Below are 25,695 nucleotides of genomic sequence, written 5' to 3' on the forward strand. Positions count from 1 at the left end.
ATTGGTCATCAATGGCTCTTACAACAGACCAATAGCCTGCCTACGATGCAGGCATTCGCCAAGGAAATTATCTCCATGTACACGCCCCGCGCCTTTGCCATCGATGACTTGTCCCAACTGCACGAACTGATCCTCGCCACCCGCCTCGCCATCCTGGTCACCCACGGCGAACAAGGCTTGCAGGCCAGTCATGTGCCGGTGTTGCTGCATCGCGAACAAGGTCCGAACGGCACGCTGTACGGGCATCTGGCCAAGGCCAATCCGCAATGGAAAGACCTGCGCGACGGCGCCGAGGCCATGCTGATCTTCCCCGGTGCCGATGCCTACGTCAGCCCGGGCTTTTACCCGAGCAAGGCCGAGCACGGCAAAGTCGTGCCGACCTGGAATTACGTCGCCGTACACGCCTACGGACACGCCGAAACCTTCAGCGATGGCGGCCGTCTGCTGGACATCGTCAGCACCCTCACCAATCGCCATGAGGCCGGCCGCGCCCAGCCCTGGTCGGTCGACGATGCTCCGCCCGATTACATCGACGGCATGCTCAAGGCCATCGTCGGGTTTGCCATTCCGATCGACCGGCTCGAAGGCAAGCGCAAGCTCAGCCAGAACCGCAGCGCCGAAGATATCGCCGGCGTGCGCGAAGGCCTGGCCGCCAGCCCCGACATCAACGATCAAACCCTCGCTCAATTGATGCGTTAAGGAAATCACCATGAGTCAGATCGACATCCGTCCGGTCAGCGCCGCCGATCACGCCGCCTGGCTGCCGCTGTGGCAGGCCTACCTGCGCTTCTACAACACTGAATTGCCGGACGCCGTCAGCCAGAGCACCTGGCAGCGTTTTCTCGACCCGAACGAACCGACCCACGCCGCCCTCGCCTGGGCCGACGGCAAAGCGGTGGGCATGGTGCATTTCATCTACCATCGTTCGAACTGGAGCATCGAAAATTCCTGCTACCTGCAAGACCTGCTGGTGGAGCCGCAAACCCGTGGCACCGGCGTCGGTCGCCTGCTGATCGAACACGTTTACGCCACGGCCAAGGCCGACGGTTGCTGCAAGGTGCACTGGCTGACCCACGAAACCAACGCCACCGCGATCCAGCTCTACGAGCGCATCGCCGAACGCCCGGGTTTCATCCAGTTTCGCAAAGCCATTTAAGGAGCCACGCGCATGACGATTTCTCTCGCTGACTGGAAAGGCGTGCCGCCACCCTCCACCACCCTGATCGAAGGCCGCTTCATCCGCTTGGAAAAGCTCGACCCGGCGCGCCACGGCGACGACCTGTTCAACGCCCTGCAAGGCCCCGGCGCCGACCCGAAACTCTGGGATTACTTGCCCTACGGCCCGTTTCCGGAGCGCAGCGCCTTCAATGACTGGCTGAACAACCATGCCGCCCACAACGATCCGTATTTCTTCAGCGTCATCGACCGCGCCAGCGGCCAGGTGCAAGGCATCCTCAGCCTGATGTCGATCGTCCCGGCTCAGGGCCGCATCGAAATCGGCCACGTCACCTTCGGCGCCCCGATGCAGCGCTCGCCGAAAAGCACTGAGGCGGTCTACCTGCTGGCCAAAGAATCCTTCGCCCTCGGCTACCGTCGCCTCGAATGGAAATGCAACAACGGCAACGCCCGCTCCAAATATGCGGCCGAGCGGTTGGGCTTCAGCTTCGAAGGTGTGTTTCGCCAGCACATGGTGGTCAAAGGCCAGAACCGCGACACCGCGTGGTACTCGATCCTGGACTCGGAATGGCCGGCGATTGCGGCGGGGTTCGAACGCTGGTTGAGTGATGAGAATCAGACGGCGGATGGGCAGGTGAAGGGGTTGGTTGAGTGCCGCGCTTGAAACTCGATCGACACTAAACAGGTTGCGGGTTCAGCTGTTGTTTCGCCGAACCCGAACCACGCCCATTTTCAGCCCGAACGGACGGAACACGGCATTCAGGGATTTCAGTGTCTGATTACCCTCGCCGTGTTCGATGTGCACCAGCGTGCGTACCGAAATCTTGCACATCTTCGCGAACTGGGTCTGATGCAACCCGGTCACCTCCACGCGTAAACGGCGAACGGCTTCACCGATTTCTACGGTTCCTTCAGCCAGCGCTTCTTGAATGCTTTCGATGAGCACGGTTCGCTCCGCGACGGTCATGCTCATTTCAGATCCCACTCTTTCAATCGTTGCTCCAGGTTTTTCAGGTGGACGCCCGGATGATTCATTGTCCGGTCAGGCAAACCGCTGGCGCTCAAAATATCCGGCAACTCGGCCAGACACTGCGCATCTTCACGAAGGCGCTCGAAAGACTCCGGCGCGTCGGACAACCCTGCCAATGGATCATCCGGATCGGAAATATCCGCCAATGCGCGACAAACCCCTCGCCAATCCACATCACCGGCCCTCTCCAGCTCTTTTGGCCACTTGGTGGTGCGGGTCACACCTTCGTCATCCATGACCATGGGGGCCAGATCATAAATGGGGGCCAGACGATACGAGCCCTCGTCACGAATGATTGCGGTATTGCGACCGTGGTTGTCCGAGTTGCCAAGAATTTTGTTGATCAGGTCCCGACGTAAATAGTCCGCCACCAGTGCCGGAATCTGATCCGCTTGCCCCGCATTGCGCCAGAGCTCGGCGAGCATGCGAATGACATCCATATGGTTCATCGCACTTCCCGGCGTCGTCACTTCGGCCAGCGAATAAATCGACTCCACGGCAAAACGCTCTACCCCACGGCTCGTCACCTGGCGATCAAAACGCTGCATCCACAAGCTGGGTTTGTTCGCTTCCTCTAATGCCAGACCTTCTGCGGCGACGGTTTCGATACCCAGTGCCTGAAGCGCCTGGTAGTAGTGGAATTCGCTGCGCAGGATGTCTTGATCGGTTTGACTTCCTTTATTCCGGGCGAACTTCACAAACCAGTGCTGATGGACGTTTTCATCATCCAGCACAGCATCGGGGTACAGAAGACCGGCACGATCCTCCGCCAGGAGAATCTTGGGCGCTTCACCTCCGGCCCCTGTCGCCCCACCAATCGCAGCTCCCATTTCATAGGCATATTCAAGGAAGCGGTGGTCACGACTGACGACCTCCTGACGCTGAAAACCGATGGGCTTGCGCTCATCGACAGCCTCGGCCGATTCTTTTATCCGCATGTTGCCGATCGGAGCTGGAGTGCAGCGACCAAGCAGATAAAGATCGGCACTGATGCCTGCAGGTTTCTCCTGCCCCAGACGTGCAAGAAGAAATCTTTTAGCGGCGCCTGCCGGCGCGATGTCATGCACGAATGCAGGCGTGATGGATCGCCGGCCTTCCCAATCCAGGGGATACAGCGCACTCACGGCCTTGGAAAAAGGGGAACCGATGGCCTCAATGTTCTCGACCAGATACGCCGACTCGTAGCCAAAACTGCAGCGGCTTTCGAAGCCTTTTTCGGGCGAGTCGAAACTCAACACCATCGCGTCGTGCCATTTGCCGGCGTCGAATATCTGCAAAGTCAGATTGTGCATGAGGCTCTCATCTGCAATTAAATGCATTGCTGCGGTCGTTTGGTGAACTTTAAGTGCAATATAGTGCATTTCAGAAGTTCGAGAGACTCGTTAATCTGCAATAAAGTGCAGATCAAGGAATAAACTCTCGAAATAGACGCAAAATAATGCAGATGCCGTTGAGTCTGCCACGGACATCATTCTGTAAAAACCCTCCGCTATACAGGACGCCCCGCTTATAACAAAAAGGACGTTCTCCCCATGCCCTTCCCGCCCCAGCGTCTGTCATTTGCCATTGCCCTGCTGTTCGCCACCAGTGCCGCCCACGGCAAGACCGTACAGATCGACACCGCCACCACCGCGTCGCAGACATTGGGCGGCAGCGACACGCTGACAATTTCGGCGCCGGGCAGCATCACCAACAGTGGCAAGGCTGTAAGCCTCAAGGACGGCACCAGCGGTGCCGGCGTAATCATCGACAACGCCGGCAAGATCATCTCCACGGGCGGCCGGGCCATCGACAGCAGCGGCGACCTGACCCAGGCGCGAAACTACACCATCTATAACCGCAGCGGCGGGCAGATTCTTGGCTCCAACGACGCGATTCGCATCGACAGCAACTTCGTCAGCGGCAGCTTGTTGATCGACAACAGCGGCACCATTCGCTCGACCACAGGCCAGGGGCTGGACCTCGATGCATTGCGCAGCGACGGGGTCAAAACCACGATCATCAACCGCGCGGGCGGGCTGATTCGTGGCGACGCCAGCGACGGCATGAAGACCGGCGCCAACGCGACCATCAGCAACTACGGCGAGATCTCCACCGGTGACTCGCACAACGCCGACCAGAAATTCGACGGCATCGATATCGACACCGCGACCGGCGTCAGCGTGACCAACTACGGCGTGATTTCGGGCGGGCGCCATGGCATCACCACCGACCTGGGGGCGACGCTGGTCAACTACGGGCAGATCACCGGGCGCAACGGCTCCGGTTTCGGTTCCGATGGCGACGGCACGGTGATCAACCACGGCACCATCACTGGCGCCTATTCCGGTTTGCAACCGAATGGCGACGGCGACGGCGTGGACATCGACAAGATTGCCCACATCGAAAACTACGGCACCATTCAGGGCGTCGGCGCCGGTGGTGTGGACAAGGGTGGTTTCGCCAATGGCAGCGAAGGCATTGCGCTCGGCGGCGGGTACATTCTTAACGCCAAGGACGCGCTGATCAGCGGCGCCAACAGCGCCATTCTGGTGGACGACGGCAGCGGCGGTTCAGGACTGGCGGCCACCACGCTGGAGAACTACGGCACCATCCAGGGTCTCGACGGTTTCGGCGTGAAGTTCGTCGGTGAGTTCGCCGACAACGTGATCAACGGCGGCACCATCAGCGGCAGCAACGGGCTGGCGCTGGATCTGGGCGGCGGCAATGACAGCCTGACCCTGCGCAACGGCAGCCGCTTTGTCGGCGTGGTCGATGGCGGCAGCGGTTATGACCGCGTGGTGATGGATGACGCAGCCGGCGGCAGCTTCGGTGCCAGCCGCAACTTTGAATGGCTGGAAGTCAAACAAGGCGCCTGGACGCTCACCGGCAGCGGCGACTTCAGCGACGGCGGCGCCGTGCGCAACGGCGCCACGCTGATCAACCAGGGCGGTATCGCCGGCAACCTGACCGTGGACGTCGGTGGTGTGTATGCGGGTGGCGGGTCGGTAGGCAACCTCAACGTCAATGGCACGTTGCGCACCGACACCCGTCTCGGCACCGCAACCATCGTGCACGACTTGAACATGAGCAGCGCATCCACCCTCGCCTACGGCGTCAACGCCGATGGCAGCAGCGCGCCGGTCCAGGTCGGCGGCACGGCCAACCTCAACGGCGCAACGCTGGCGGTCAATCCCGGCAGCGGCACTTATCCGTGGCAGAGCCATTACACGGTGCTACAGGCTGCGCGGGTCAACGGCACGTTCGGCGCGGTCACCAGCGACTACGCGTTCCTCACGCCGACCCTCGCTTACACGCCGACTCAGGTCGACCTGACTTACACCCGCAATGACGTGGCGTTCAATGAATTCGCCGCCACCGGCAACGGCAGCAACGCCGCCAACAGCCTGGCCTCGATCGGCAAAAACAATGCGCTGTACAACGCCTTGCTCAACACCACTCAAAGCAGTGCAGGTGCGGCCATCGAGCAACTGGCCGGCGCCAGCAACGCCAACCTGACCAGCGCCACCCTCGGCGCCAGCAGCCAGGTCGGCAGCAGCATGCTCTCGGCGATGCAGCAAATGGGTGGCAGCCCAGGCTTGATGATCGGCCTCGATCAGCGCGACACACCGATCCTCGCCGCCAACGGCGTACCGTCCGAAGCGCGAAACATGAATGATCCGAACGCCCGAGGCCGACTCTGGCTGCAAGCCATCGGCGGCTACGGCAAACTCGATGGCGAACACGGCAGCAGCGGTCTGGAACAACGCACCAAAGGCAGCGTGCTTGGTGCCGACTGGGCACTCAATCCACAATGGCGTCTGGGCGTGCTCGGCGGCTATTCGAAGACCGACCTGGACGCCACCGGCGTCGACGGCAATGTCGAGAGCTGGCACGCCGGTGTTTATGCGCTGCATCAAAATGGCCCGCTGGCCCTGCGCCTGGGCGCGGCGTACAGCGGCCATCAGGGCGAAAGCAAGCGCACCATCGCGTTCAATGGTTTCAGCGATCGCCCCAAGGGCGATTACGACGCCGACAGTCAGCAAGCGTTCGCCGAACTCGGCTACGCCATGGGCACTGGCCGGCTGAGCGCCGAACCGTTCGCCAGCCTCGGCTACCAGCGCTATCACCGCGACCGTTATCAGGAGAAGGGCGGCGCCGCGGCGTTGCAGGTCGACAGCCAGACCCAGGACAACTTCAGCAGCACCTTCGGCGTACGCCTGGCGCACCTCAGCTCGCTGGACAATGGCATGAGCCTGACCCCACGGATGGCGGCAGGCTGGAAGCACACCTACGGCGATGTCAGCAGCTCGACTCGTCAGGCCTTCGTCGTGGGTGGCACGGCGTTCAACGTCGATGGCAGTTCACTGGATCGTGACAGTCTGGTGCTGGAAGCAGGGCTGGATCTGGGCATTTCCGCGCGGCATACGCTGGGGCTGGGATACAGCGGCGAGATCGGCAGCAACATTCGCAATCATGGATTGATCGGGCAGTGGCAGATGAGTTTTTGAGATTTCGCCAATCCGGATTTCAGCGGGAGTTGTAGGTAAAGGCGTCTGGGCGATCGGGTAATCATGGCGGGTTCATTACCCGCCAGCGCCCGGGCTACAAAAGCAGACGTCATCGCCTGCATCCGACTCGGAATTGCCCGGCATCGGTGGACCGGCATCGACTTTTACAGTTTGGCCTCATTTCACCTGAGGCGAACGGAATGCCCATTCAATGCAAATACAAGCTCCAACATCTTGTCCTGGCGGTTGCGCTGGCAGTCGGTTGCGTGGAATTTTCTCTGGCGGAGCAGTCGGAGCCCGACGCGCCCGTCGTGAAAGAGGTGAAACCCAGGAGCCCGCGCACACCTCCTAAGGTGAAACCTGCTCCGCTTCTCATGGCAGAAACAGTGAGTGAGGAAAGGATCGCTCCGCCACTGGAAACAATCCCCGTCAGCACTGAGATCCCAGCGGTATCCGCTCACACATCCGGCGACATTCCATCCAGGAAAGTCGCCACGACAGAGAGCGGCAGCGCACTCGAAGAAAGCCTGGAAAAACCAGCGCCCTTAACGGAACCGGTTCTGGCCGAAACATCCGCAGCTCAACAAACCCAAGCGGTAGACCAGCCGCCGTCAACGGATTCCCCTCCACCTCCAGGCAATGCAGCCATTGCAGCCCTGCTCGCTGCCGACGAAACCACGGCCGCCCTCGCCTACTATCAACTGGCGGCCGGCAGCAATGCCAACCTCGCCAATGCAACCCTGAGCAGTGTCACGCCGGTCAGCGCCAGCCTGCTGTCAGCCATGCACCAACTCGACAATGCCCACGACTCACCGGGCAACTCACCACGCCATGCGGCCGGCAACGCAGACACCGGCAGGGTCTGGCTGCAAGCCCTTGGCCACAGCGGGAAACTCGATCGCGAATTTGAACCGATGCAACACTCCACCAAAGGACTGCTGCTCGGCGCGGACTGGCGCCTCGATGAAACATGGCACCTGGGCTTGATGGGCGGCACCTCCGACACGCGCATCGACAGCAAAGAACTGGACGGCGACCTCGACAGTTGGCACCTCGGCGCCTACGCCTTGCGCCAGACCGGCCCGCTGTCAGTTCGGTCAGGCGCAACCTGGAGCCGTCACGAAGGCAGCACCCGTCGCGAAGTCGCGTTCGATCGCTTCCATGACCGACTCAAGGGCAACTACCAGGCCAGCACCCAGCAAGCGTTCATCGAATCGGGATACAACCTGGGTCGGGCCAACGTCAGCATCGAGCCGTTTGTCGGCCTCGGCTACCAACGCTACCAGCGCGACGGCTACACCGAGAAAGGCGGAGCGGCGGCGCTCAAGGTTCACGCTCAATCCCAAGGCAACTTCAACACCACCGTCGGCCTGCGCATGGCGAAAGTCAGCACGCTGGATAACGGCATGCGTCTCACGCCACGATTCAGCGCGGGGTGGAAACACGTTTACGGCGAGACCTATACCAGCACCCGCCAACGCTTGGTCACCGAAACCGAAGACTTCACCGTTTACGGCGCCGAACTGGATCGCGACAGCTTGAAACTCGACACAGGGCTGGATCTTGCGGTCTCGAACAGTCACACATTGGGTGTCGGACTGTCCGGAGAGATCGGTACCGACAGCCGAAACCACGGCGTATCGGGGCAGTGGCGAATGGCGTTCTAAGTCCAGACGGGTTGCTGCCGCACGGTGCGGCAGCACTTTGAAAGCAAAAAAAAGGGGAGCACATGCTCCCCCGAGGTTTAAAGCGTTGTATCGAGGCCGTTATCTCAGCCTTCGATCTCGATCAGGATTTCGCCCGGGTTCACCCGGTCGCCCTTGGCAACGTGGATGGCGGTGACCTTGCCGGCAATCGCAGCCTGAACTTCGGTCTCCATCTTCATCGCTTCGGTGATCAGCACAGCCTGGCCCGCCTTGACGGTGTCGCCTTCCTTGACCAGCACATCGACGATGTTGCCCGGCATGGTGGTGCTGACGTGGCCCGGCGCCGAAGCCTGCTTGCGCTTGCTGCTGCCGCCGCCGACGAATTCGTTGAGCGGTTCGAACACCACTTCTTCCGGCATGCCGTCGATGGACAGGTAGAAGTGACGCTTGCCTTCAGCCTTGACGCCGACACCGGTGATGTCCACGCGGTAGGTTTCGCCGTGGACGTCGATGACGAACTCGGTCGGTACGCCTTCGCCGCCGGCCGAAGCCACCTTGCCCGCTTCCGGGATCGGCAGCAGCACTTCCGGGGTGAGGGTGCCGGCGGCACGCTCTTCGAGGAACTTGCGGCCGATGTCCGGGAACATGGCGAAGGTCAGCACGTCTTCTTCGGACTTGGCCAATGCGCCGATATCGGCACGCAGCTTGGTCATTTCCGGCTTGAGCAGATCGGCCGGACGTACATCGATCACCTCTTCGCTGCCGATGGCCTGACGACGCAGCTTCTCGTTCACGGTGCCCGGCGCCTTGCCGTAGCCGCCTTGCAGGTAGAGCTTCACCTCGTTGGTGATGGTCTTGTAGCGCTCGCCGGCCAGCACGTTGAAGAACGCCTGGGTGCCGACGATCTGCGAAGTCGGAGTCACCAGCGGCGGGAAGCCGAGGTCTTCACGTACGCGCGGGATCTCCGCCAGCACTTCGCCCATGCGGTTCAGAGCGCCCTGCTCTTTCAACTGGTTGGCCAGGTTGGAAATCATCCCGCCAGGCACCTGGTTGACTTGAACACGGGTATCGACGGCGGTGAATTCGCTTTCGAACTGGTGGTACTTCTTGCGCACGGCGTAGAAGTACAGGCCGATTTCCTGCAGCAGCTCCAGGTTCAGACCGGTATCGAACTCGGTGCCTTTGAGCGCAGCAACCATCGATTCGGTGCCAGGGTGACTGGTGCCCGAAGCGAAGCTGGAGATCGCGGTGTCGATGTGGTCGGCACCGTTTTCAATGGCCTTGAGCTGGCACATGGTTGCCAGGCCGGCGGTGTCGTGGGAGTGGATAAACACTGGCAGCGACTGCTCGGCTTTCAGTGCACGTACCAGTTCACCGGTCGCGTATGGGGTCAGCAGACCGGCCATGTCCTTGATCGCCACCGAGTCGCAACCCATGGCTTCCATTTGCTTGGCCTGGGCGACGAACGCATCGATGGTGTGCACCGGGCTGGTGGTGTAGGCGATGGTGCCCTGGGCGTGTTTGCCGGCAGCCTTCACCGCTTCGATCGCCACGCGCAGGTTACGCACGTCGTTCATTGCATCGAAGATGCGGAACACGTCGATGCCGTTGACCGCAGCCTTGGCGACGAACGCCTTGACCACGTCATCGCTGTAGTGGCGGTAGCCCAGCAGGTTCTGGCCGCGCAGGAGCATTTGCAGACGGGTGTTGGGCAGCGCGGCGCGCAGTTGGCGCAGACGCTCCCACGGGTCTTCTTTCAGGAAACGCACGCAGGCGTCGAAGGTCGCGCCACCCCAGCACTCCAGCGACCAGTAGCCGACTTTGTCGAGCTTGTCGCAGATCGGCAGCATGTCTTCGGTGCGCATGCGGGTGGCGAGCAGCGATTGGTGAGCGTCGCGCAGGATAGTGTCGGTTACGAAAATCTTTTTAGTCATTGTTCTATTCCTCACAGGCCTGCGTGGGCGGCGATGGCGGCGGCGATGGCCAGGGCCAGCTCTTCGGGTTTGCGCTTGATCGAGTAGTTGGTCAGTTCAGGGTGGCTTTCAACGAAGCTGGTATTGAACTGGCCGCTACGGAACTCCGGGTTGCGCAGGATTTCCTGGTAGTACGCGGCGGTGGTCTTCACGCCTTGCAGACGCATGTCGTCGAGCGCGCGCAGGCCGCGGTCCATGGCCTCTTCCCAGGTCAGCGCCCAGACCACCAGTTTCAGGCACATCGAGTCGTAGAACGGCGGGATGGTGTAGCCGGTGTAGATCGCCGTGTCGGTGCGCACGCCGGGGCCGCCGGGGGCGTAGTAGCGCGTGATCTTGCCGAAGCTCGGCAGGAAGTTGTTTTTCGGGTCTTCGGCGTTGATCCGGAATTGCAGGGCAAAACCGCGATGCTGGATGTCTTCCTGCTTCACCGACAGCGGCAGGCCGGAGGCGATGCGGATCTGTTCGCGGACGATGTCGATCCCGGTGATTTCTTCGGTGATGGTGTGTTCCACCTGCACCCGGGTGTTCATCTCCATGAAGTACACCTCGCCCTCGGCGAGCAGGAACTCCACGGTGCCGGCGTTCTCGTAGCCCACGGCCTTGGCTGCGCGCACCGACAGGTCGCCGATGTAGGCGCGCTGTTCCGGGGTCAGTTGCGGGCTCGGGGCGATTTCGATCAGCTTCTGGTTACGGCGCTGGATCGAGCAGTCACGTTCGAACAGATGCACGACGTTGCCGAAGCTGTCGCCGAGGATCTGCGCTTCGATGTGTTTCGGATTGACGATGCATTTTTCCAGGAACACTTCCGCCGAACCGAAGGCCTTGGTGGCTTCGGAAATGACCCGGGGGAAATTCTGTTCGAGTTCTTCGCGGCTGTTGCAGCGACGGATACCGCGACCGCCACCACCGGAAGTGGCCTTGAGCATCACCGGGTAACCGATGCGGTCGCCCTCGCTCAACGCTTCCTCGATGCCCGAGACGTTGCCTTCGGTGCCAGGCGTGACCGGCACGCCGGCCTTGATCATGCTGCGGCGCGCTTCGGTCTTGTCGCCCATGCGGCGGATGACTTCCGCCGACGGGCCTATGAATTTGATGCCGCGTTCGGCGCAGATGTCTGCCAGCTCGGCGTTTTCCGATAGGAAACCGTAGCCGGGGTGCAGCGCATCGCAGCCGGTTTCCACGGCCAGGTTCACCAGCTTGCGCGGGTTCAGGTAACCGGCCAGCGGCTCGGCACCAATGCTGTGGGCCTCGTCCGCACGCTTCACATGCAAGGCATGCCGGTCGGCGTCGGAATAGATCGCGACCGAGCGGATGCCCATCTCGGCGCAGGCACGCACGATTCGTACGGCAATCTCACCACGGTTGGCGATCAGGATCTTTGTTATCACTTGGAGGTTCCCTTGAGCCGGTGGCACCACGACCTGCTAGACCCAGGTCGGCACGTGACCAAATGTTTCAATCTGGTCTCGGCTCCACACTAGCGCTGACAAGGGATTAACAAAAATGAATAAAAATTGGGTCAGGCATAAGTAAAGACTTATAGTCAACGCATCAGCCCGCGGCCAGAGTCGGTAGAAAATGCGTAAGTCCTTGATGCGTATGACATTACGTCAATTGCAGATCTTCAACGAAGTGTGCGATTTGCGCTCCTACAGCCGCGCTGCCGAAGAAATGTCCCTCACACAACCGGCCGTCAGCCTACAGATTCGTCAGCTCGAAGAGCTGATCGGCCAGCCATTATTCGATTACGTGGGCAAAAAACTCTACATGACCGAGGCCGCCGAAGCACTTCAGCGCGCCAGCCGGGACATTTTTGGCCGGCTGGAAAACCTCGACATGCAGCTCTCGGACATGCAGGGCTCGCTGCAGGGCCAATTGAAGCTGGCGGTGGAATCCAGCGCCAAATACTTCGTGCCGCACCTGTTCGCGGCGTTCAAGCGCCAGCATCCGGAAGTGAATCTGCAACTGACGGTGGTCAACCGTGGCCAGGTGATTCGCCGGCTCTCCGACAACCGCGACGATCTGGTGATCATGTCGATGGTGCCGCAGGACATGGGCCTGGAATTCCTGCCGTTCCTCAACAACCCGATCGTCGCCGTGGCGCGGCCGGATCATCCACTGGCGCACATGGGCCCGCTGCGCCTGCAGGACCTGGAACCTTACACCCTGCTGATCCGCGAACCCGGTTCGGGCACGCGGCTGGCGTGCGAGGAGTATTTCAAGGAGAAGCGCGTGCACTTCACCCAGACCCAGGAAGTGGCGTCGGCCGAAGCCCAGCGTGAATGCGTGGTGGCGGGTCTGGGCCTGGCGCTGTTGACGCGCCACGCCCTGAACCTGGAGCTGGCGACCGGTGGCCTGGTCGAGCTGCCGGTCGAAGAGTTGCCGCTGTTTCGCAGCTGGTGCCTGGTGCAAGCCAAAGCCAAGCGGCTGTCACCGGTGGCGCACGCCTTCCTGGCGTTTATCCGCAGCGAACGGGTGCAGATCAGCGCGCTGGTTGAGCGCTTCGACGGGAAGCTGCCGGTGCTGCCTGCCAGTGATTGATGTCCTCGGGAAAATCGCCGATTTCTGCCTGAAGCTGGCGGAGTTCGAAGCGATCTTCGATAGCGCGGCGAAATTCCATGCGGCGCTGGTCTTCCTGCTGACGACGGGTTTTCGCAGCGCTGTTGCGTTCTTCGTAAGGCTGAGCCATTTCGAGTCTCCCAAGGCGTTTACGGGAGTTTCACGATAGGCATGGTGGATGACGATTTGGCTGCGTCGGGGTTACAGGCAGATGAAGATTGCCTTCACCCCATCACGATCAGTCATCCAGCGCTTTCACCGATTTTGGCGAGAGCCGCAAGCTGCGCAGGCTGCGCTTGACGCTCTTGAGGTGGTTGACCAGGCTCGGCCCACGCGCCATTGCCACGCCCATCGCCAGTACGTCGATCACCACCAGGTGAGCGATACGCGAAGTCAGCGGCGTGTAGATTTCGGTGTCTTCGTGAACGTCGATCGCCAGGTTGACGGTCGACAGCTCGGCCAGCGGTGTCTGGCTCGGGCACAAGGTGATCAGCGACGCACCGCTCTCGCGAACGAGGTTGGCGGTGATCAGCAGGTCTTTGGAGCGGCCGGACTGGGAAATGCAGATCGCCACGTCAGTCGGCTTCAGCGTCACCGCCGACATCGCCTGCATGTGCGGGTCGGAATACGCCGCGGCCGTCAGCAGCAGACGAAAGAACTTGTGCTGCGCATCCGCCGCCACCGCGCCCGACGCACCAAAACCGTAGAACTCGACGCGCTGGGCCTGGGACATCAGCGTCACCGCCCGTTGCAGCTCCAGAGGATCGAGCTTCTCGCGAACCTCCATCAGCGTGTGCAACGTGGTGTCGAAAATCTTCAGGCTGTAGTCGGCAACGGAATCGTCTTCATGGATCGCGAACTGACCGAAACTGGCGCCGGCCGCGAGGCTTTGCGCGAGCTTGAGTTTCAGATCCTGGAAACCGGAACAACCGATGGCCCGGCAGAAGCGCACGATGGTCGGCTCGCTGATGCCGACGCTGTGGGCCAGGTCGGCCATGGAACTGTGCATCACTGCCGCAGGGTCAAGCAGCACGTGGTCGGCGACCTTGAGCTCCGACTTGCGTAACAGGTGACGTGACTGGGCGATGTGTTGCAGCAGATTCAAGGGGCTGGACTCTTGTTATGGAAAGATGTGCTTTGGCCAGATGCCGGGGATGTAGCAAGCTTGTAGTTATACTACATGAATCGGCTTTTTGCCTGCTCAATGCGTAACTCGATCCCCCCGGATCAGGCGACATGCGCTGCATGTAGCCCTTTACAGCGGCTTTTCCTGTTCACGCAACAACGCGGCAAGGCCGACCGCCTCCACCGGACGGCTGATCAGATAGCCCTGCACCTCGTCGCAACCTTCAGTTTTCAGAAACGCCAGCTGCTCGGATCGCTCGACACCTTCGGCGACAACTTTCAGTGACAGCCCGTGAGCCATCGCAATGATCGCCCGGGTGATCGCCGCATCTTCGCTGCCCTCGCCCAACCCGCGAATAAAGGCCTGATCGATCTTCACGTAGTCCACCGGAATCCGTTTCAAATAGCTCAGCGATGAATAGCCGGTGCCGAAATCGTCGATCGCCAGTTTCACCCCCAGATCCCGCAACTGCTGGAACGTGGCGATGATGTGTTCGACGCTGTCGAGCAGCTGGCTTTCGGTCAGTTCCAGTTCGAGGTAGTGCGGCGCCAGGCCGGTTTCCTCCAGCACCTGGCGCACCAGACTGACCAGTTTGCCCTGGCGCAGTTGATGAACCGACAGGTTCACCGAAACCCGGATCGGCGCCAGCCCCTGACGCTGCCATTCGCACGCCTGCCAGCAGGCCTGGCGCAGGACGAATTCGCCGATCGGCCCAATCAGCCCCGTCTCCTCCGCCAGACCGATGAAATCCCCCGGCGGTACCCGGCCCATGGTCGGGTGATCCCAGCGCACCAGCGCTTCCGCCGCGTTGAGACGACCGGTCGCCAGACACAGTTTCGGTTGATAGAAGACGTTGAGCTGCTTTTCCTCGATGGCTTTGCGCAGCTGGTTTTCCAGTTGCAGGCGCTCCAGCGTGCTGGCCTGCAGACTGTCGGTATAAAACTGGAAGTTGTTGCCGCCCAGGTGCTTGGCATGTTGCATGGCCATGTTCGACTGGCTGACCAGCGCGGAAATCTCCCGGGCGTTGTCCGGCAGCATGCTGATGCCCATCGAAGCACTTACTACCAATTCGTGCCCTTCCACGGTCAACGGCAGTCGCAGCTTGGTCGACAGCCGCGTGGCGACCCGCGCCAGGCTCGAGAGGTTGCCGTAGGCGTCGAACAGCACTGCGAACTCGTCGCCGGACAGCCGGGCAATGGTGTCGGCCTCCGGCAGAGCATTGACCAGACGCCGAGACATCTTTTGCAGCAACTGGTCGGCGATCTCGTGGCCGAGGCTGTCGTTGAGCAGCTTGAAGCGATCCAGATTGATGTGCAGCAGCGCCAGACTCCGGCGCCCGCCCTGCCGCACGCGCTGATGGGCTTCGTGCAGGCGTTCGCGGAACAATGAGCGATTGGCCAGACCGGTGAGCTCGTCATAGTGGGTCAGGTAACGCATGCGCTCTTCGGATTCGCGGCGCGCCGACAGATCGGCGAAGAAGCCGACGATATGGCTCACATTTCCCCGACTGTCGCGTACGGCATTCAATTGCAGCCACTGAGGATACAGCTCGCCGTTCTTGCGGGTTTCCACCAGTTCGCCCTGCCAGCTGCCGTGCTGTTCCAGCGCGTGGCGGATCGCGACGTAGTGCCGGCGGGCGTCGCGGCTGCACGGCAATTCGACGACGTTGCGCCCGAGCATGTCGTCGATGTCATACCCGGTGACCCGGCTGAAGGCCTGATTGATGGCGATCAGCGAATAATTCGGGTCGAGGATCACGATGCCTTCGCTGGCGGCCTCGAACACCGTCGCCGCCAATTGTTGCTGGGCTTCCAGGCTTTTGCTGACGCTAATGTCGCGGCGGGTGCCGACCATGCGGATGACCCGCCCGTTCTCGTCGCGCTCCACCGCTCGCCCACGGTCTTCGATCCAGACCCAGTGGCCGTCGCCGTGGCGCACGCGGTATTCGATCTGATAATCCTCGGTGCGCCCCTTCAAGTGCTCGATCAACGCCCGTTTGAGCGGCGGCACATCTTCCGGGTGCAGGCGTGGCCGCAGGTGCCTGAGCAGCCCGGTGACGTATTCCGGGTCAATGCCAAACAGTTCCTGAATCTGCGTGTGGTGAACTTCGTCGGTCTGCAGGTTCCAGTCCCACAGCCCCAGCTCACTGGCTTTCAACGCCAGGGCCAGGCGCGCCTCGCTTTTGCTCAGGGCCTGGTTGGCGACGTCCAGTTCCCGGCTGCGCTGGGCGACCCGGTCTTCCAGCTCGACCTGGGCTTCACGCAACTTGCCCTCGGCGCAACGCCGGTGCTCGATTTCCTTCGCCAGCTCCTGATTGAGCTGTTCGCTGCGGGTTTGCGTTTGTTGCAGGTGCTCGATCAGGTGCTGGTTCTGGAAGCGTCGCAGCAAACCGCGATCGATCAGCCGATTGACCTGCCACGCCACCACACTCAGGGAGCCGAGCAGGATCAGCCCGAGCCAGCCCCAGCCGCGCGCCAGTTCGTCACCGCCCCAGAACAGGTAGCCGATGGCCGGCAGCAGGCATGGCAAGGTAAAGGAAAGGAATGCCGGAATACTCACGGCGTAAGCCACGCTGGCCGACAGGGTCGCGGCGCCGATCAGGCCGAACACCCAGGCTTGCTGCATGAAGTTGTCGGCGGGGACCAGAGCGATGCCGGCGCCGGCCAGGGTCAGGCCGGTCATGGTCGAGCCGAGCAGGAACATCCGCCCCCAGATCGGCTGGGCCTGGCGATCGGGAATCGCCGAATCGAAGGCCGCGACCTGAATCACCCGCAACGCCACCAGCGACAGCAGCCACACCAGCCAGACGCTGACCACGAAATAACGCTGCGGGCTCCAGAGCAGACCGGCGCAGACCAGACCATTGATCAACATGAACAGGGTGGGCAACAGCGAACCCTGATAAAGAAGGCGCGTGCGCTCGACCGCCATCTGGGTGGCGTAATGCTTGCGGATTACCCGGGGTTCCACAGAGGGGCCCGACAGGTCGAAGCTGAGGGTCATAGGCAACGTTCTTGTTCTTATAAGTGTGAGCATGCGCCCGGAAACGTGGACGGAGCATACACAAGCCGAACCACTTGCCAAACTGCCCCAGATCATAATTTCACCGAAACTTTTCAGCCTCCCGACACCCGCAAAAGCCCCGAAGCGAGGCGGGCCAACGCCTGTAGCCGGTGACCGACCGGTCGTCATCGGCAGCACTTTCATCGGCTAATGCAAAGCTCGGTTTGCCCGGGCCTGCGGCGCACCCTAGAATGCCCCGATGCGCGATGATCTCTCCCTTCTGCTGAACTCCCTCAACGATGCCCAACGCCAGGCCGTAGCGGCTCCCGTTGGTCGTCAATTGGTCCTGGCCGGTGCCGGCTCCGGCAAAACCCGAGTGCTGGTGCACCGTATCGCCTGGTTGATCCAGGTCGAGAACGCCTCGCCCCACTCGATCCTGTCGGTGACCTTCACCAATAAAGCCGCTGCCGAGATGCGTCACCGCATCGAGCAATTGCTGGGTATCAACCCGGCCGGCATGTGGGTCGGTACCTTCCACGGCCTGGCGCACCGCTTGCTCCGGGCGCACTGGCAGGAAGCCGGGCTGAGCCAGACCTTCCAGATTCTCGACAGCGATGACCAGCAACGGCTGGTCAAGCGGGTGATCCGCGAGCTGGGGCTGGACGAGCAACGCTGGCCGGCCCGTCAGGCCCAGTGGTTCATCAACGGGCAGAAAGACGAAGGTCTGCGTCCGCAACACATTCAAGCCAGCGGCGATCTGTTCCTGGCCACCATGCGCGGCATTTATGAAGCGTACGAGGCGGCGTGCCAGCGTGCCGGCGTCATCGACTTCTCCGAACTGCTGCTGCGCGCCCTCGACCTGTGGCGCGACCACCCGGGCCTGCTGGCGCACTACCAGAAGCGTTTCCGGCACATTCTGGTGGACGAATTCCAGGACACCAACGCCGTGCAGTACGCCTGGTTGCGTCTGCTGGGCAAGGGCGGCGACAGCCTGATGGTGGTCGGCGACGACGACCAGTCGATCTACGGCTGGCGCGGCGCGAAAATCGAGAACATCCACCAATACTCTTCCGACTTCCCGGATTCGGTGACCATCCGTCTGGAGCAGAACTACCGCTCCACGGCCGGCATCCTGAAAGCCGCCAACGCCTTGATCGCCAATAACACCGGGCGCCTGGGAAAAGAACTGTGGACCGATGGCGGCGACGGCGAAGCGATCAACCTTTACGCCGCCTTCAACGAACACGATGAAGCACGCTACGTTGTCGAAACCATCGAAAGCGCGCTGAAAACCGGCCTGGCTCGCAGCGATATCGCGATTCTCTACCGCTCCAATGCCCAATCGCGCGTTCTGGAAGAAGCGTTGCTGCGTGAACGCATTCCGTACCGCATCTATGGCGGCCAGCGATTCTTCGAGCGGGCGGAAATCAAGAACGCCATGGCTTACCTGCGTTTGCTGGAAGGTCGTGGCAACGATGCGGCGCTGGAGCGGGTGATCAACGTCCCGGCTCGCGGCATCGGCGAGAAAACCGTCGAAGCGATTCGCGACCATGCCCGTCACAGCGATGTGTCGATGTGGGAAGCCATGCGCCAGCTGGTGGCCAACAAAGGCCTGACCGGTCGCGCCGCCGGTGCGCTGGGCGCGTTTATCGAGCTGATCGAAAACCTCGCCGCCAAGTGCGCCGAGATGCCGTTGCACCTGATGACCCAGACCGTCATCGAGCAGTCCGGGCTGATCGCCTACCACGAAGCGGAAAAAGGCGAGAAAGGCCAGGCCCGGGTGGAAAACCTTGAGGAACTGGTCAGCGCCGCGCGCAACTTCGAGAACACCGAAGAAGACGAAGAGCTGACGCCACTGGCGGCGTTCCTCGGCCACGCTTCGCTGGAGGCCGGCGACACCCAGGCCGACGAGCACGAAGACAGCATTCAGTTGATGACCCTGCACAGCGCCAAAGGCCTGGAATTCCCTTACGTGTTCCTGGTGGGCATGGAAGAAGGCCTGTTCCCGCACAAGATGAGCCTGGAAGAACCGGGGCGCCTTGAGGAGGAGCGGCGACTGGCCTATGTCGGCATTACCCGGGCGATGCAGAATCTGGTGATGACCTATGCTGAAACCCGACGCCTGTACGGCAGCGAAACCTACAACAAGGTGTCGCGTTTCGTACGGGAAGTACCGAAAGGCCTGATTCAGGAAGTACGCCTGTCCAACAGCGTCAGCCGGCCGTTCGGCGGCAACCAGTCGATGGGGGGCAGCAACCTGTTCAGCGGCAGCGAGATTCCGGAAACCGGCCTGAGCCTTGGCCAGGCTGTCCGTCACTCGATCTTCGGCGACGGTGTGATCCTCAACTTCGAAGGCGCCGGCGCCCAGGCCCGGGTGCAGGTGAACTTCGCCGAAGGCAGCAAGTGGCTGATGCTCGGGTACGCGAAGCTGGAAGCCATCTAAACGCAGCCCGTCGTTGCTCATCGTTCCCACGCTCTGCGTGGGAATGCATCCCGTGACGCTCTGCGTCACTGTGGACGCGGAGCGTCCATGGCGGCGTTACCACGCAGAGCGTGGGAACGATCGGACACGAACACTGGAGGCAACATCCATGGGCTCGGGCTTCTTTTCTTCCTGGACGTTCTGGGCCCTGCTCTCGGCCACCTTCGCCGCGCTGACGGCCATCTTCGCCAAGATCGGCATCGAAAACGTCAACTCCGACTTCGCTACCCTGCTGCGCACAATCGTCGTATTGGTCAGTCTAGCCTTGATTTTGTACGCAACGGGCCAATATCAGTCCTTGGGATCGATCTCCGCCAAGAGCTACCTGTTTCTGCTGTTGTCGGGCCTGGGTACCGGTGCTTCGTGGCTGTGCTACTTCCGGGCGTTGAAAGTCGGCCCGGCATCGCTGGTCGCCCCGGTGGACAAGCTCAGCGTGGTCTTCGTGGCGGTGCTCGGTGTGATCCTGCTGGGCGAGAAACTCGACCTGCGCCAGTGGGGCGGTATCGGCCTTATCACTGCCGGCGTGGTGATGCTGGCTTTTCGGCGCTGATCCATTTCCTGCTGAACCTATCTCCTTTTCCTACAGACAAAAGTACATGGCCTTATTGCCCCGACCGAGCTGAACGTAACCTGTCAGGCAAAAGCCCGAAACACTCTCTCGCTAGCCAGTAACACTTCAGCTGTGCAACATGGCGCGCGTGTCTCCACAAACGGGAATTCCCTTTATGAAACGTTTTCTTAGCATCGCCATGGCGTTGTGCATCGGCCTGACGATGAGCCTCGACGCCAACGCCAAGCGCTTTGGTGGTGGCAAAAGTGCCGGCGCTGCGCCGACACACCAGACCAGCCAGATGGCTCCTTCTTCCCCAGGCATGGGCGGCGCTGCGGCGACCGCTGGTGCCGCGGGCGCTGCGGCCAAGGCCGGCGGTGCTTCGAAATGGCTCGGCCCTCTGGCCGGCATCGCGGCCGGTGGCCTGCTCGCTTCCATGTTCATGGGCGGCGGCTTCGAAGGCATGCAGTTCTTCGACATCCTGATCATGGCCGTGATCGCGTTCGTGATCTTCCGCTTCATCGCCGCCCGTCGTCGCAAGCAGCAGGAGCAGTTCGCTCCGGCCGGCGCGCCGATGCAGCGTGAAGTGTTCGAACAGAAGCCAGCAGCCATGGGTTCGATCTTCGGTGGTTCGGCCGCACCTGCTGCCGCCCGTCCGGTGATCAATGCACCGGCCTGGTTCAACGAACAGCGCTTCCTTGAAGCCGCCCGCAGCCACTTCCAGGCGCTGCAGCAGCACTGGGACGCCAACGAAATGGACAAGATCGCCGAGTTTGTGACCCCGCAAATGTTCGAGTTCCTCAAGCGCGAGCGCGCGGAACTGGGTGATGCGTTCCAGTCCACCTACATCGACAACCTCCAGGTACAACTGGATGGCGTGGATGATCGTGCGGACAAGACCATCGCCACCCTGACCTTCAACGGCGTGTCGAAGACCTCGCGTTTCGACCAGCAGGGCGAAGTGTTCAGCGAAAGCTGGAACATGGAACGTCCACAGGGCGACAACCAGCCTTGGCTGGTCGCCGGTATCCGCCAGAACGGCTGATCACCTCCGACGTTTTACCCGCAGTAATGAAAACCCCGGCCTCGGCCGGGGTTTTCTATTTCGCGGTTGCATCTATAGCGAGCTACTGTATAAACCGCCCCATATAAACCGCGCCATTCAAGCAAGAGGATCCCGGACGTGGAAGAAATCATCGAACAACTGCGCGAAGCCAACGAACCCGTACCGGTTCCCCTGGAGTTGCCCGACGAAGACCAGTTGGTGGAAATCGAAGAAGAGCTCTTCATCAACATCCCGTTCGTCTTCAAAGAGTTTCTGCTGACCGTCAGCGACGTGGTTTACGGCAGTCTGGAGCCGGTGACCGTCACCGACCCGCAATCCCACACCTACCTGCCGGACGTCGCTGCCAATGCCTGGGATGCCGGCGTGCCGCGCGACCTGATCCCGATCTGCCAGGACGGTGACGACTACTACTGCGTCGAAGAAGACGGCACCGTGGTGCTGTGGTCGGGCGAAGAAGAACTGATCACCGAAGAGTCCTGGGAATCGGTCTGGCACTGGGCGCGGGACGTCTGGCTGGAAAGCTGAAACGCCCCGCACCATGGGTGGTCAGTGCCCCGACGGCTCCTTGTGGTTGTCGAGGGTTTCCAGCAGGGCCACCTGCATCCGCGTGTGCACCCGGATGAACCAGCGCCAGAGCAGCGCCGCCACGGCGGCCGCGACTACGGCGATCAGCACCAGCAACTTGTTGGTCGGCAAGATACTGGCCGACAAGGCTGCCAACAGCAGGAAAATCACCAGCAGCGAGATAATCGGGATCACTTCGGCGATCACCCGGCGCACTCGCTGTGTGTGACGCCCGGCCATTTCCGGCTTCACGCCCATCTCCGCCAGCAGCATCGACAGCGCCTTGAGCTTGCGATAGGCCGCGATCAGGAACGGCAACGACACCAGCAACGCCCCGCCCCAGATCAACGCCTTCTGCCAGCTCGGATCGCTGATCCAGTCCTGCATCCAGATCGAGAGACGCCCGGCAAAAAAAGCGCCGGCAAAGAAGATCGCGATCACCAGCGCCAGATTGACCCCGACCTGCAGCAGGATTCGCCGGATCATCGAGGCCAGCATCGCGCCCTCTCCCTGCGGCTGAATGCTGCGCAGCCATTCGCCGTACATTCCGAACACTCGACCGACTCGCTGCGGCATGGCGGCAGACAGTTTGATCGACAGCGGATCGGCAGCCCGGATCAGGTACGGCGTCAGCAACGTGGTAATCACCGAAACCGCCACAGCCACCGGATACAGGAAGTTGCTGGTGACCTGGAGCGTCATCCCCAGCGCCGCGATGATGAAAGAGAATTCGCCAATCTGCGAAAGCCCCATCCCGACCCGCAGTGAGGTGCGTCCGTCATTACCGGCGATAAACGCCCCGAGGCCGCAGGACAACATCTTGCCCAGCACCACGGCGACAGTGATCACCGCGATCGGCCACGCGTATTGCAGAAGAATCATCGGATCGAGCATCAGGCCGATGGCGACGAAGAAGATCGCGCTGAACAGGTCGCGAACCGGCTCGATCAGGCGCTCGATTTTCAGCAGTTGCCGCGACTCGGCCATGATCGCGCCGATCAGGAACGCCCCGAGCACCATGCTGTACTCGAGTTTGACCACCAGCAGGCAGAAGCCGAAACACAGGCCCAGCACGGTGATCAGCAGCATCTCGTTGCTTTCGAATTTCGCCACGTAAGCCAACAGTCGCGGCACCAACAGAATGCCTACGACCAGCGCGACGATCATGAACAGTGAGAGCTTGCCGACGGTAGAAAACACTTCGCCGGAACTCACCGTGCCGCTGACAGCGATGCTCGACAGCAAGGCGATGATGCCGATGCCGAGAATGTCCTCGACGATCAGCACGCCGAAGATCAACTGGGCGAAGCGCTCGTTTTTCATCTTCAGGTCGTTGAGCGCCTTGACGATGATGGTGGTCGAGGAAATCGCCAGGATCGCGCCGAGGAACAGCGAATCCATGGTGTTCCAGTCGAACCAGCGGCCGATTTCGTAGCCGATCCAGATCATCAGCACGATTTCGAGGAACGCTGCGATGAAGGCCGTGGCGCCGACCTTGAACAACTTGCGCAGGCTGAACTCCAGGCCCAGGCAGAACATCAGGAAAATCACTCCCAGCTCGGCGAGGGTCTTGATGGTTTCTTCGTCGTGGATCAGGCCGAAGGGCGGTGTGTGCGGGCCGATGATGAAGCCGGCGACGATGTAGCCGAGCACTACCGGCTGCTTGAAGCGGTGAAACAGCACGGTCACCACACCTGCGACCAACATGATCACCGCCAGATCCTGAATAAAGCTGATGGCATGCATGGTGTGGGCTCCTTGAATGACGAGGCTCACGCAGGCATGGGAAATGTCTGGGCGAGCTGAGTAAAAATCCGCTTTGGGTGTAGGAATCGCCCTTGGGGTGGGCTTTTGCAGGGTAACACCGCGACTTCCGGCTGAAAGGCGGTGCAATATATGGAAACAGATCGATTCGGGCGTGACGGCGGCCAGTTGCCTGGCGTCCCGATAACGGTGCTTTTGAAAAGCGACCAGGCACCCGCAGAGGTGTTTCTTCCAGCAACCCTGCCTTGACCCGTGAGAACGTTATGGAACCCGGAAACGCCCAGCTGTCGATGACGGTACTGATGACCCCCGACATGGCCAACTTCTCTGGCAATGTCCACGGCGGCACCCTGCTCAAATACCTCGACGAAGTGGCCTACGCCTGCGCCAGCCGTTATGCCGGCCGCTACGTGGTGACCCTGTCGGTGGATCAGGTAATTTTCCGCGAGCCGATCCACGTCGGCGAACTGGTGACTTTCCTGGCGTCGGTGAACTACACCGGCAACACCTCGATGGAAGTCGGTATCAAAGTGGTGACCGAGAACATCCGCGAGCGCTCGGTGCGCCACACCAACAGCTGCTTCTTCACCATGGTCGCGGTGGACGATCAGCGCAAACCCGCCGCCGTACCGCCGCTGCAACCGCAGAACAGCGAAGACAAGCGCCGCTACATGCAGGCGCAGCAACGCCGGCAGATCCGTCAGGAGCTGGAAAAGCGCTATCAGGAAATCAAGGGCGACGCCTGATCAGCCCTTCGATCTATGGCGCTCTGCAGATAGCTTTCGCGAGCAAGCCCGCTCCCACATTTGGAATGCGTTCCTCCTGTGGGAGCGGGCTTGCTCGCGAATGGGGCAACTCGGTCTTACAGACTGATCGGCGTGGCTTCGAACTTCACCCGCGGATGCGCAATCCGGTCCTGCGCTCGCACCAGCTGCAGCTCGTAACTTGCGCAAGCCTGGGTTTCCAGCAGCACTTCATGCACCGCTGCTGCGGTGAATTCAAACGCTGCCACCAGGCTATCCCCGAGCAGCACGCGCGCCAGGAACAGACCTGACGTCAGATCGCCCACCCCCACCGGCTGACGCGGAAACGCCAGCAGCGGACGCCGCAGATGCCAGCTGCCATCGGCCGTCACCAGCAACATTTCAAAGCCATCCGCCGGTTTGCCCGGATAATCCAGATGTTTGACCAGCACCGCTTTCGGGCCACGTGCCAGAAGCGCCCGCGCCATCGCCAGGCAATCGAACAGCGACTGCGGCTTGCGCCCGGAGAAGCTGTCCAGCTCCAACTGGTTCGGGCACATGAAGTCCGCAACAGCGGCGGCCTCTTCCAGCAGGAAATCACTGACCTCGGCGGGAACGCTGCAACCCTTTTCCGGATGCCCCATTACCGGGTCGCACAGATAAAGGGCTTTCGGGTTGACCGCCTTGATCCGCTCGATGCCACTGAGAATCGCCCGGCCCTGCGCCGCACTGCCGAGATAACCGGACAGCACCGCATCGCAATTGCCCAGCTCACCGATGGCGGCGATGCCTTCGACCAGTTCCGGGATCCGGTGCGGCGCCAGCACTTCGCCGGCCCACTGGCCGTACTGCGTGTGGTTGGAGAACTGCACCGTATTGAGCGGCCAGACATTCACCCCGACCCGCTGCATCGGAAAAACCGCAGCGCTGTTGCCGGCGTGGCCGAACACCACATGGGACTGGATGGCGAGCAGATGAGGCGTACGTTTCATTCGGGTTTTTCCGTAAAACGATTGAAATTCAAGCCGCGCAGTATGCGACGAAACGCAGCCTGTACGACAGACCGGCGACGCAGTTAAGCTGACGCCATCATTTGGAGTTTCGTGTTGATGCTCACCCTGGAAAACATTTTCGTGCTGATGCTGTTCGCCGTCGCCGGTGCGTGGCTCTGGCACAACCACGGCTTGCGCGAGCGGGCGCTGGAGCGGGTCAAACAGCATTGCGTGAATGTCGGCGTCGAGTTGCTCGACGGTAACGTGGCGCTGAAGAAGATCGGCTTGATCAAGGACGCCAGCGGTCGGCGACGTCTGGCCCGGGTCTACAATTTCGAATTCACCGTGACCGGCGAAACCCGGCACAACGGCACCATCACCCAGTTCGGTGCGCACAGCGCGCAGATTGAGCTGGCGCCCTACCCGGCGCCATTTGATGACACGCCGCCCGTGGTGGAAGTGACCAAGCCGCGTGGTGAAGTGATCGAGCTGAGCCAGTGGCGTCAGGAACATACCAAGTGGAAGCCTTGA

At 61.3% G+C, this 25,695-nt stretch carries 21 protein-coding genes; 12 read left to right on the forward strand and 9 right to left on the reverse strand.

What is annotated here, in order from left to right; all coding sequences use genetic code 11:
* Positions 1 to 75: 75 nt before the first annotated feature.
* The 3 genes from CAF90_RS10815 to CAF90_RS10825 are packed head-to-tail and all read left to right on the forward strand — an operon-like array spanning position 76 to position 1,840.
* Complete coding sequence (locus CAF90_RS10815) at positions 76 to 699, forward strand: FMN-binding negative transcriptional regulator (RefSeq protein WP_085606223.1); 624 nt, start codon at positions 76 to 78, stop codon at positions 697 to 699.
* 10 nt (positions 700 to 709) lie between these two features.
* Positions 710 to 1,156, forward strand: coding sequence for a GNAT family N-acetyltransferase (locus CAF90_RS10820; RefSeq protein WP_011336633.1), 447 nt, complete (start codon positions 710 to 712; stop codon positions 1,154 to 1,156).
* Between the two features lie 12 nt (positions 1,157 to 1,168).
* Entirely contained in the window at positions 1,169 to 1,840 is a 672-nt protein-coding gene (locus CAF90_RS10825; protein WP_085606225.1) for a GNAT family N-acetyltransferase, read from the forward strand.
* 30 nt (positions 1,841 to 1,870) lie between these two features.
* Here the strand turns inward: CAF90_RS10825 and CAF90_RS10830 are convergent, their stop codons facing one another.
* Together CAF90_RS10830 and CAF90_RS10835 are read right to left on the reverse strand one after the other, a co-directional pair.
* Complete coding sequence (locus CAF90_RS10830; RefSeq protein WP_064379753.1) at positions 1,871 to 2,149, reverse strand: helix-turn-helix domain-containing protein; 279 nt, start codon at positions 2,147 to 2,149, stop codon at positions 1,871 to 1,873.
* Positions 2,146 to 3,498: a HipA domain-containing protein gene (locus CAF90_RS10835; protein ID WP_085606227.1), complete on the reverse strand. Its 1,353-nt coding sequence runs from the start codon at positions 3,496 to 3,498 to the stop codon at positions 2,146 to 2,148. Before CAF90_RS10835 ends, CAF90_RS10830 begins: the two co-directional genes overlap by 4 nt.
* A gap of 240 nt (positions 3,499 to 3,738) precedes the next feature.
* Here CAF90_RS10835 and CAF90_RS10840 point away from each other — a divergent pair, with 240 nt between their 5' ends.
* Positions 3,739 to 6,696 (forward strand): autotransporter domain-containing protein, encoded by a 2,958-nt coding sequence (locus CAF90_RS10840; protein ID WP_085606229.1) that lies wholly within the window; start codon positions 3,739 to 3,741, stop codon positions 6,694 to 6,696.
* Between the two features lie 386 nt (positions 6,697 to 7,082).
* Positions 7,083 to 8,363: an autotransporter domain-containing protein gene (locus CAF90_RS10845; RefSeq protein ID WP_371915857.1), complete on the forward strand. Its 1,281-nt coding sequence runs from the start codon at positions 7,083 to 7,085 to the stop codon at positions 8,361 to 8,363.
* Between the two features lie 104 nt (positions 8,364 to 8,467).
* Here CAF90_RS10845 and oadA read toward each other — a convergent pair whose 3' ends face one another.
* Positions 8,468 to 10,276 (reverse strand): sodium-extruding oxaloacetate decarboxylase subunit alpha, encoded by a 1,809-nt coding sequence (gene oadA, locus CAF90_RS10850; protein ID WP_007954260.1) that lies wholly within the window; start codon positions 10,274 to 10,276, stop codon positions 8,468 to 8,470.
* 11 nt (positions 10,277 to 10,287) lie between these two features.
* On the reverse strand, positions 10,288 to 11,703 hold the full coding sequence (locus tag CAF90_RS10855; protein WP_007954255.1) for an acetyl-CoA carboxylase biotin carboxylase subunit: 1,416 nt from the start codon (positions 11,701 to 11,703) through the stop codon (positions 10,288 to 10,290).
* A 190-nt stretch (positions 11,704 to 11,893) separates the two neighbouring features.
* On the opposite strand from CAF90_RS10855, the gene CAF90_RS10860 reads away from it, so the two are divergent.
* Positions 11,894 to 12,856, forward strand: coding sequence for a LysR family transcriptional regulator (locus CAF90_RS10860; protein WP_007954252.1), 963 nt, complete (start codon positions 11,894 to 11,896; stop codon positions 12,854 to 12,856).
* Here the strand turns inward: CAF90_RS10860 and CAF90_RS10865 are convergent.
* The 3 genes from CAF90_RS10865 to CAF90_RS10875 all read right to left on the reverse strand — a co-directional run bounded on the left by CAF90_RS10865 (position 12,798) and on the right by CAF90_RS10875 (position 17,003).
* Positions 12,798 to 13,004, reverse strand: a complete 207-nt coding sequence (locus CAF90_RS10865) for a PA3496 family putative envelope integrity protein (RefSeq protein WP_007954251.1) — start codon at positions 13,002 to 13,004, stop codon at positions 12,798 to 12,800. The genes CAF90_RS10860 and CAF90_RS10865 overlap by 59 nt on opposite strands.
* A gap of 108 nt (positions 13,005 to 13,112) precedes the next feature.
* Positions 13,113 to 13,979 (reverse strand): transcriptional regulator HexR, encoded by an 867-nt coding sequence (gene hexR, locus CAF90_RS10870; protein WP_007954250.1) that lies wholly within the window; start codon positions 13,977 to 13,979, stop codon positions 13,113 to 13,115.
* Positions 13,980 to 14,129: 150 nt separating this feature from the next.
* Positions 14,130 to 17,003: a bifunctional diguanylate cyclase/phosphodiesterase gene (locus CAF90_RS10875; protein WP_085606233.1), complete on the reverse strand. Its 2,874-nt coding sequence runs from the start codon at positions 17,001 to 17,003 to the stop codon at positions 14,130 to 14,132.
* 259 nt (positions 17,004 to 17,262) lie between these two features.
* On the opposite strand from CAF90_RS10875, the gene uvrD reads away from it, so the two are divergent.
* The 4 genes from uvrD to CAF90_RS10895 all read left to right on the forward strand — a co-directional run bounded on the left by uvrD (position 17,263) and on the right by CAF90_RS10895 (position 21,626).
* Positions 17,263 to 19,446 carry a DNA helicase II gene (gene uvrD, locus CAF90_RS10880; RefSeq protein ID WP_007954248.1) on the forward strand — a complete coding sequence of 728 codons (2,184 nt, stop codon included), beginning with the start codon at positions 17,263 to 17,265 and terminating at the stop codon, positions 19,444 to 19,446.
* A gap of 148 nt (positions 19,447 to 19,594) precedes the next feature.
* Complete coding sequence (locus tag CAF90_RS10885) at positions 19,595 to 20,035, forward strand: EamA family transporter (protein ID WP_085606235.1); 441 nt, start codon at positions 19,595 to 19,597, stop codon at positions 20,033 to 20,035.
* A gap of 175 nt (positions 20,036 to 20,210) precedes the next feature.
* On the forward strand, positions 20,211 to 21,080 hold the full coding sequence (locus tag CAF90_RS10890) for a Tim44 domain-containing protein (RefSeq protein ID WP_085606237.1): 870 nt from the start codon (positions 20,211 to 20,213) through the stop codon (positions 21,078 to 21,080).
* A gap of 138 nt (positions 21,081 to 21,218) precedes the next feature.
* Positions 21,219 to 21,626, forward strand: coding sequence for an SMI1/KNR4 family protein (locus CAF90_RS10895; protein WP_007954245.1), 408 nt, complete (start codon positions 21,219 to 21,221; stop codon positions 21,624 to 21,626).
* A 21-nt stretch (positions 21,627 to 21,647) separates the two neighbouring features.
* On the opposite strand, the gene CAF90_RS10900 is transcribed toward CAF90_RS10895, so the two are convergent.
* Complete coding sequence (locus tag CAF90_RS10900; RefSeq protein WP_039765059.1) at positions 21,648 to 23,411, reverse strand: cation:proton antiporter; 1,764 nt, start codon at positions 23,409 to 23,411, stop codon at positions 21,648 to 21,650.
* Between the two features lie 281 nt (positions 23,412 to 23,692).
* On the opposite strand from CAF90_RS10900, the gene CAF90_RS10905 reads away from it, so the two are divergent.
* Positions 23,693 to 24,175: an acyl-CoA thioesterase gene (locus tag CAF90_RS10905; protein WP_003229693.1), complete on the forward strand. Its 483-nt coding sequence runs from the start codon at positions 23,693 to 23,695 to the stop codon at positions 24,173 to 24,175.
* 116 nt (positions 24,176 to 24,291) lie between these two features.
* Here CAF90_RS10905 and pdxY read toward each other — a convergent pair whose 3' ends face one another.
* Positions 24,292 to 25,164 carry a pyridoxal kinase PdxY gene (pdxY, locus tag CAF90_RS10910; RefSeq protein WP_085606240.1) on the reverse strand — a complete coding sequence of 291 codons (873 nt, stop codon included), beginning with the start codon at positions 25,162 to 25,164 and terminating at the stop codon, positions 24,292 to 24,294.
* Between the two features lie 117 nt (positions 25,165 to 25,281).
* Between pdxY and CAF90_RS10915 the strand changes: the two genes are divergently transcribed.
* Positions 25,282 to 25,695, forward strand: coding sequence for a DUF3301 domain-containing protein (locus tag CAF90_RS10915; protein WP_007954242.1), 414 nt, complete (start codon positions 25,282 to 25,284; stop codon positions 25,693 to 25,695).

The sequence above is a fragment of the Pseudomonas sp. B37(2017) genome, from assembly GCF_002112885.1.
Classification (GTDB): Bacteria; Pseudomonadota; Gammaproteobacteria; order Pseudomonadales; family Pseudomonadaceae; genus Aquipseudomonas; species Aquipseudomonas paraglycinae.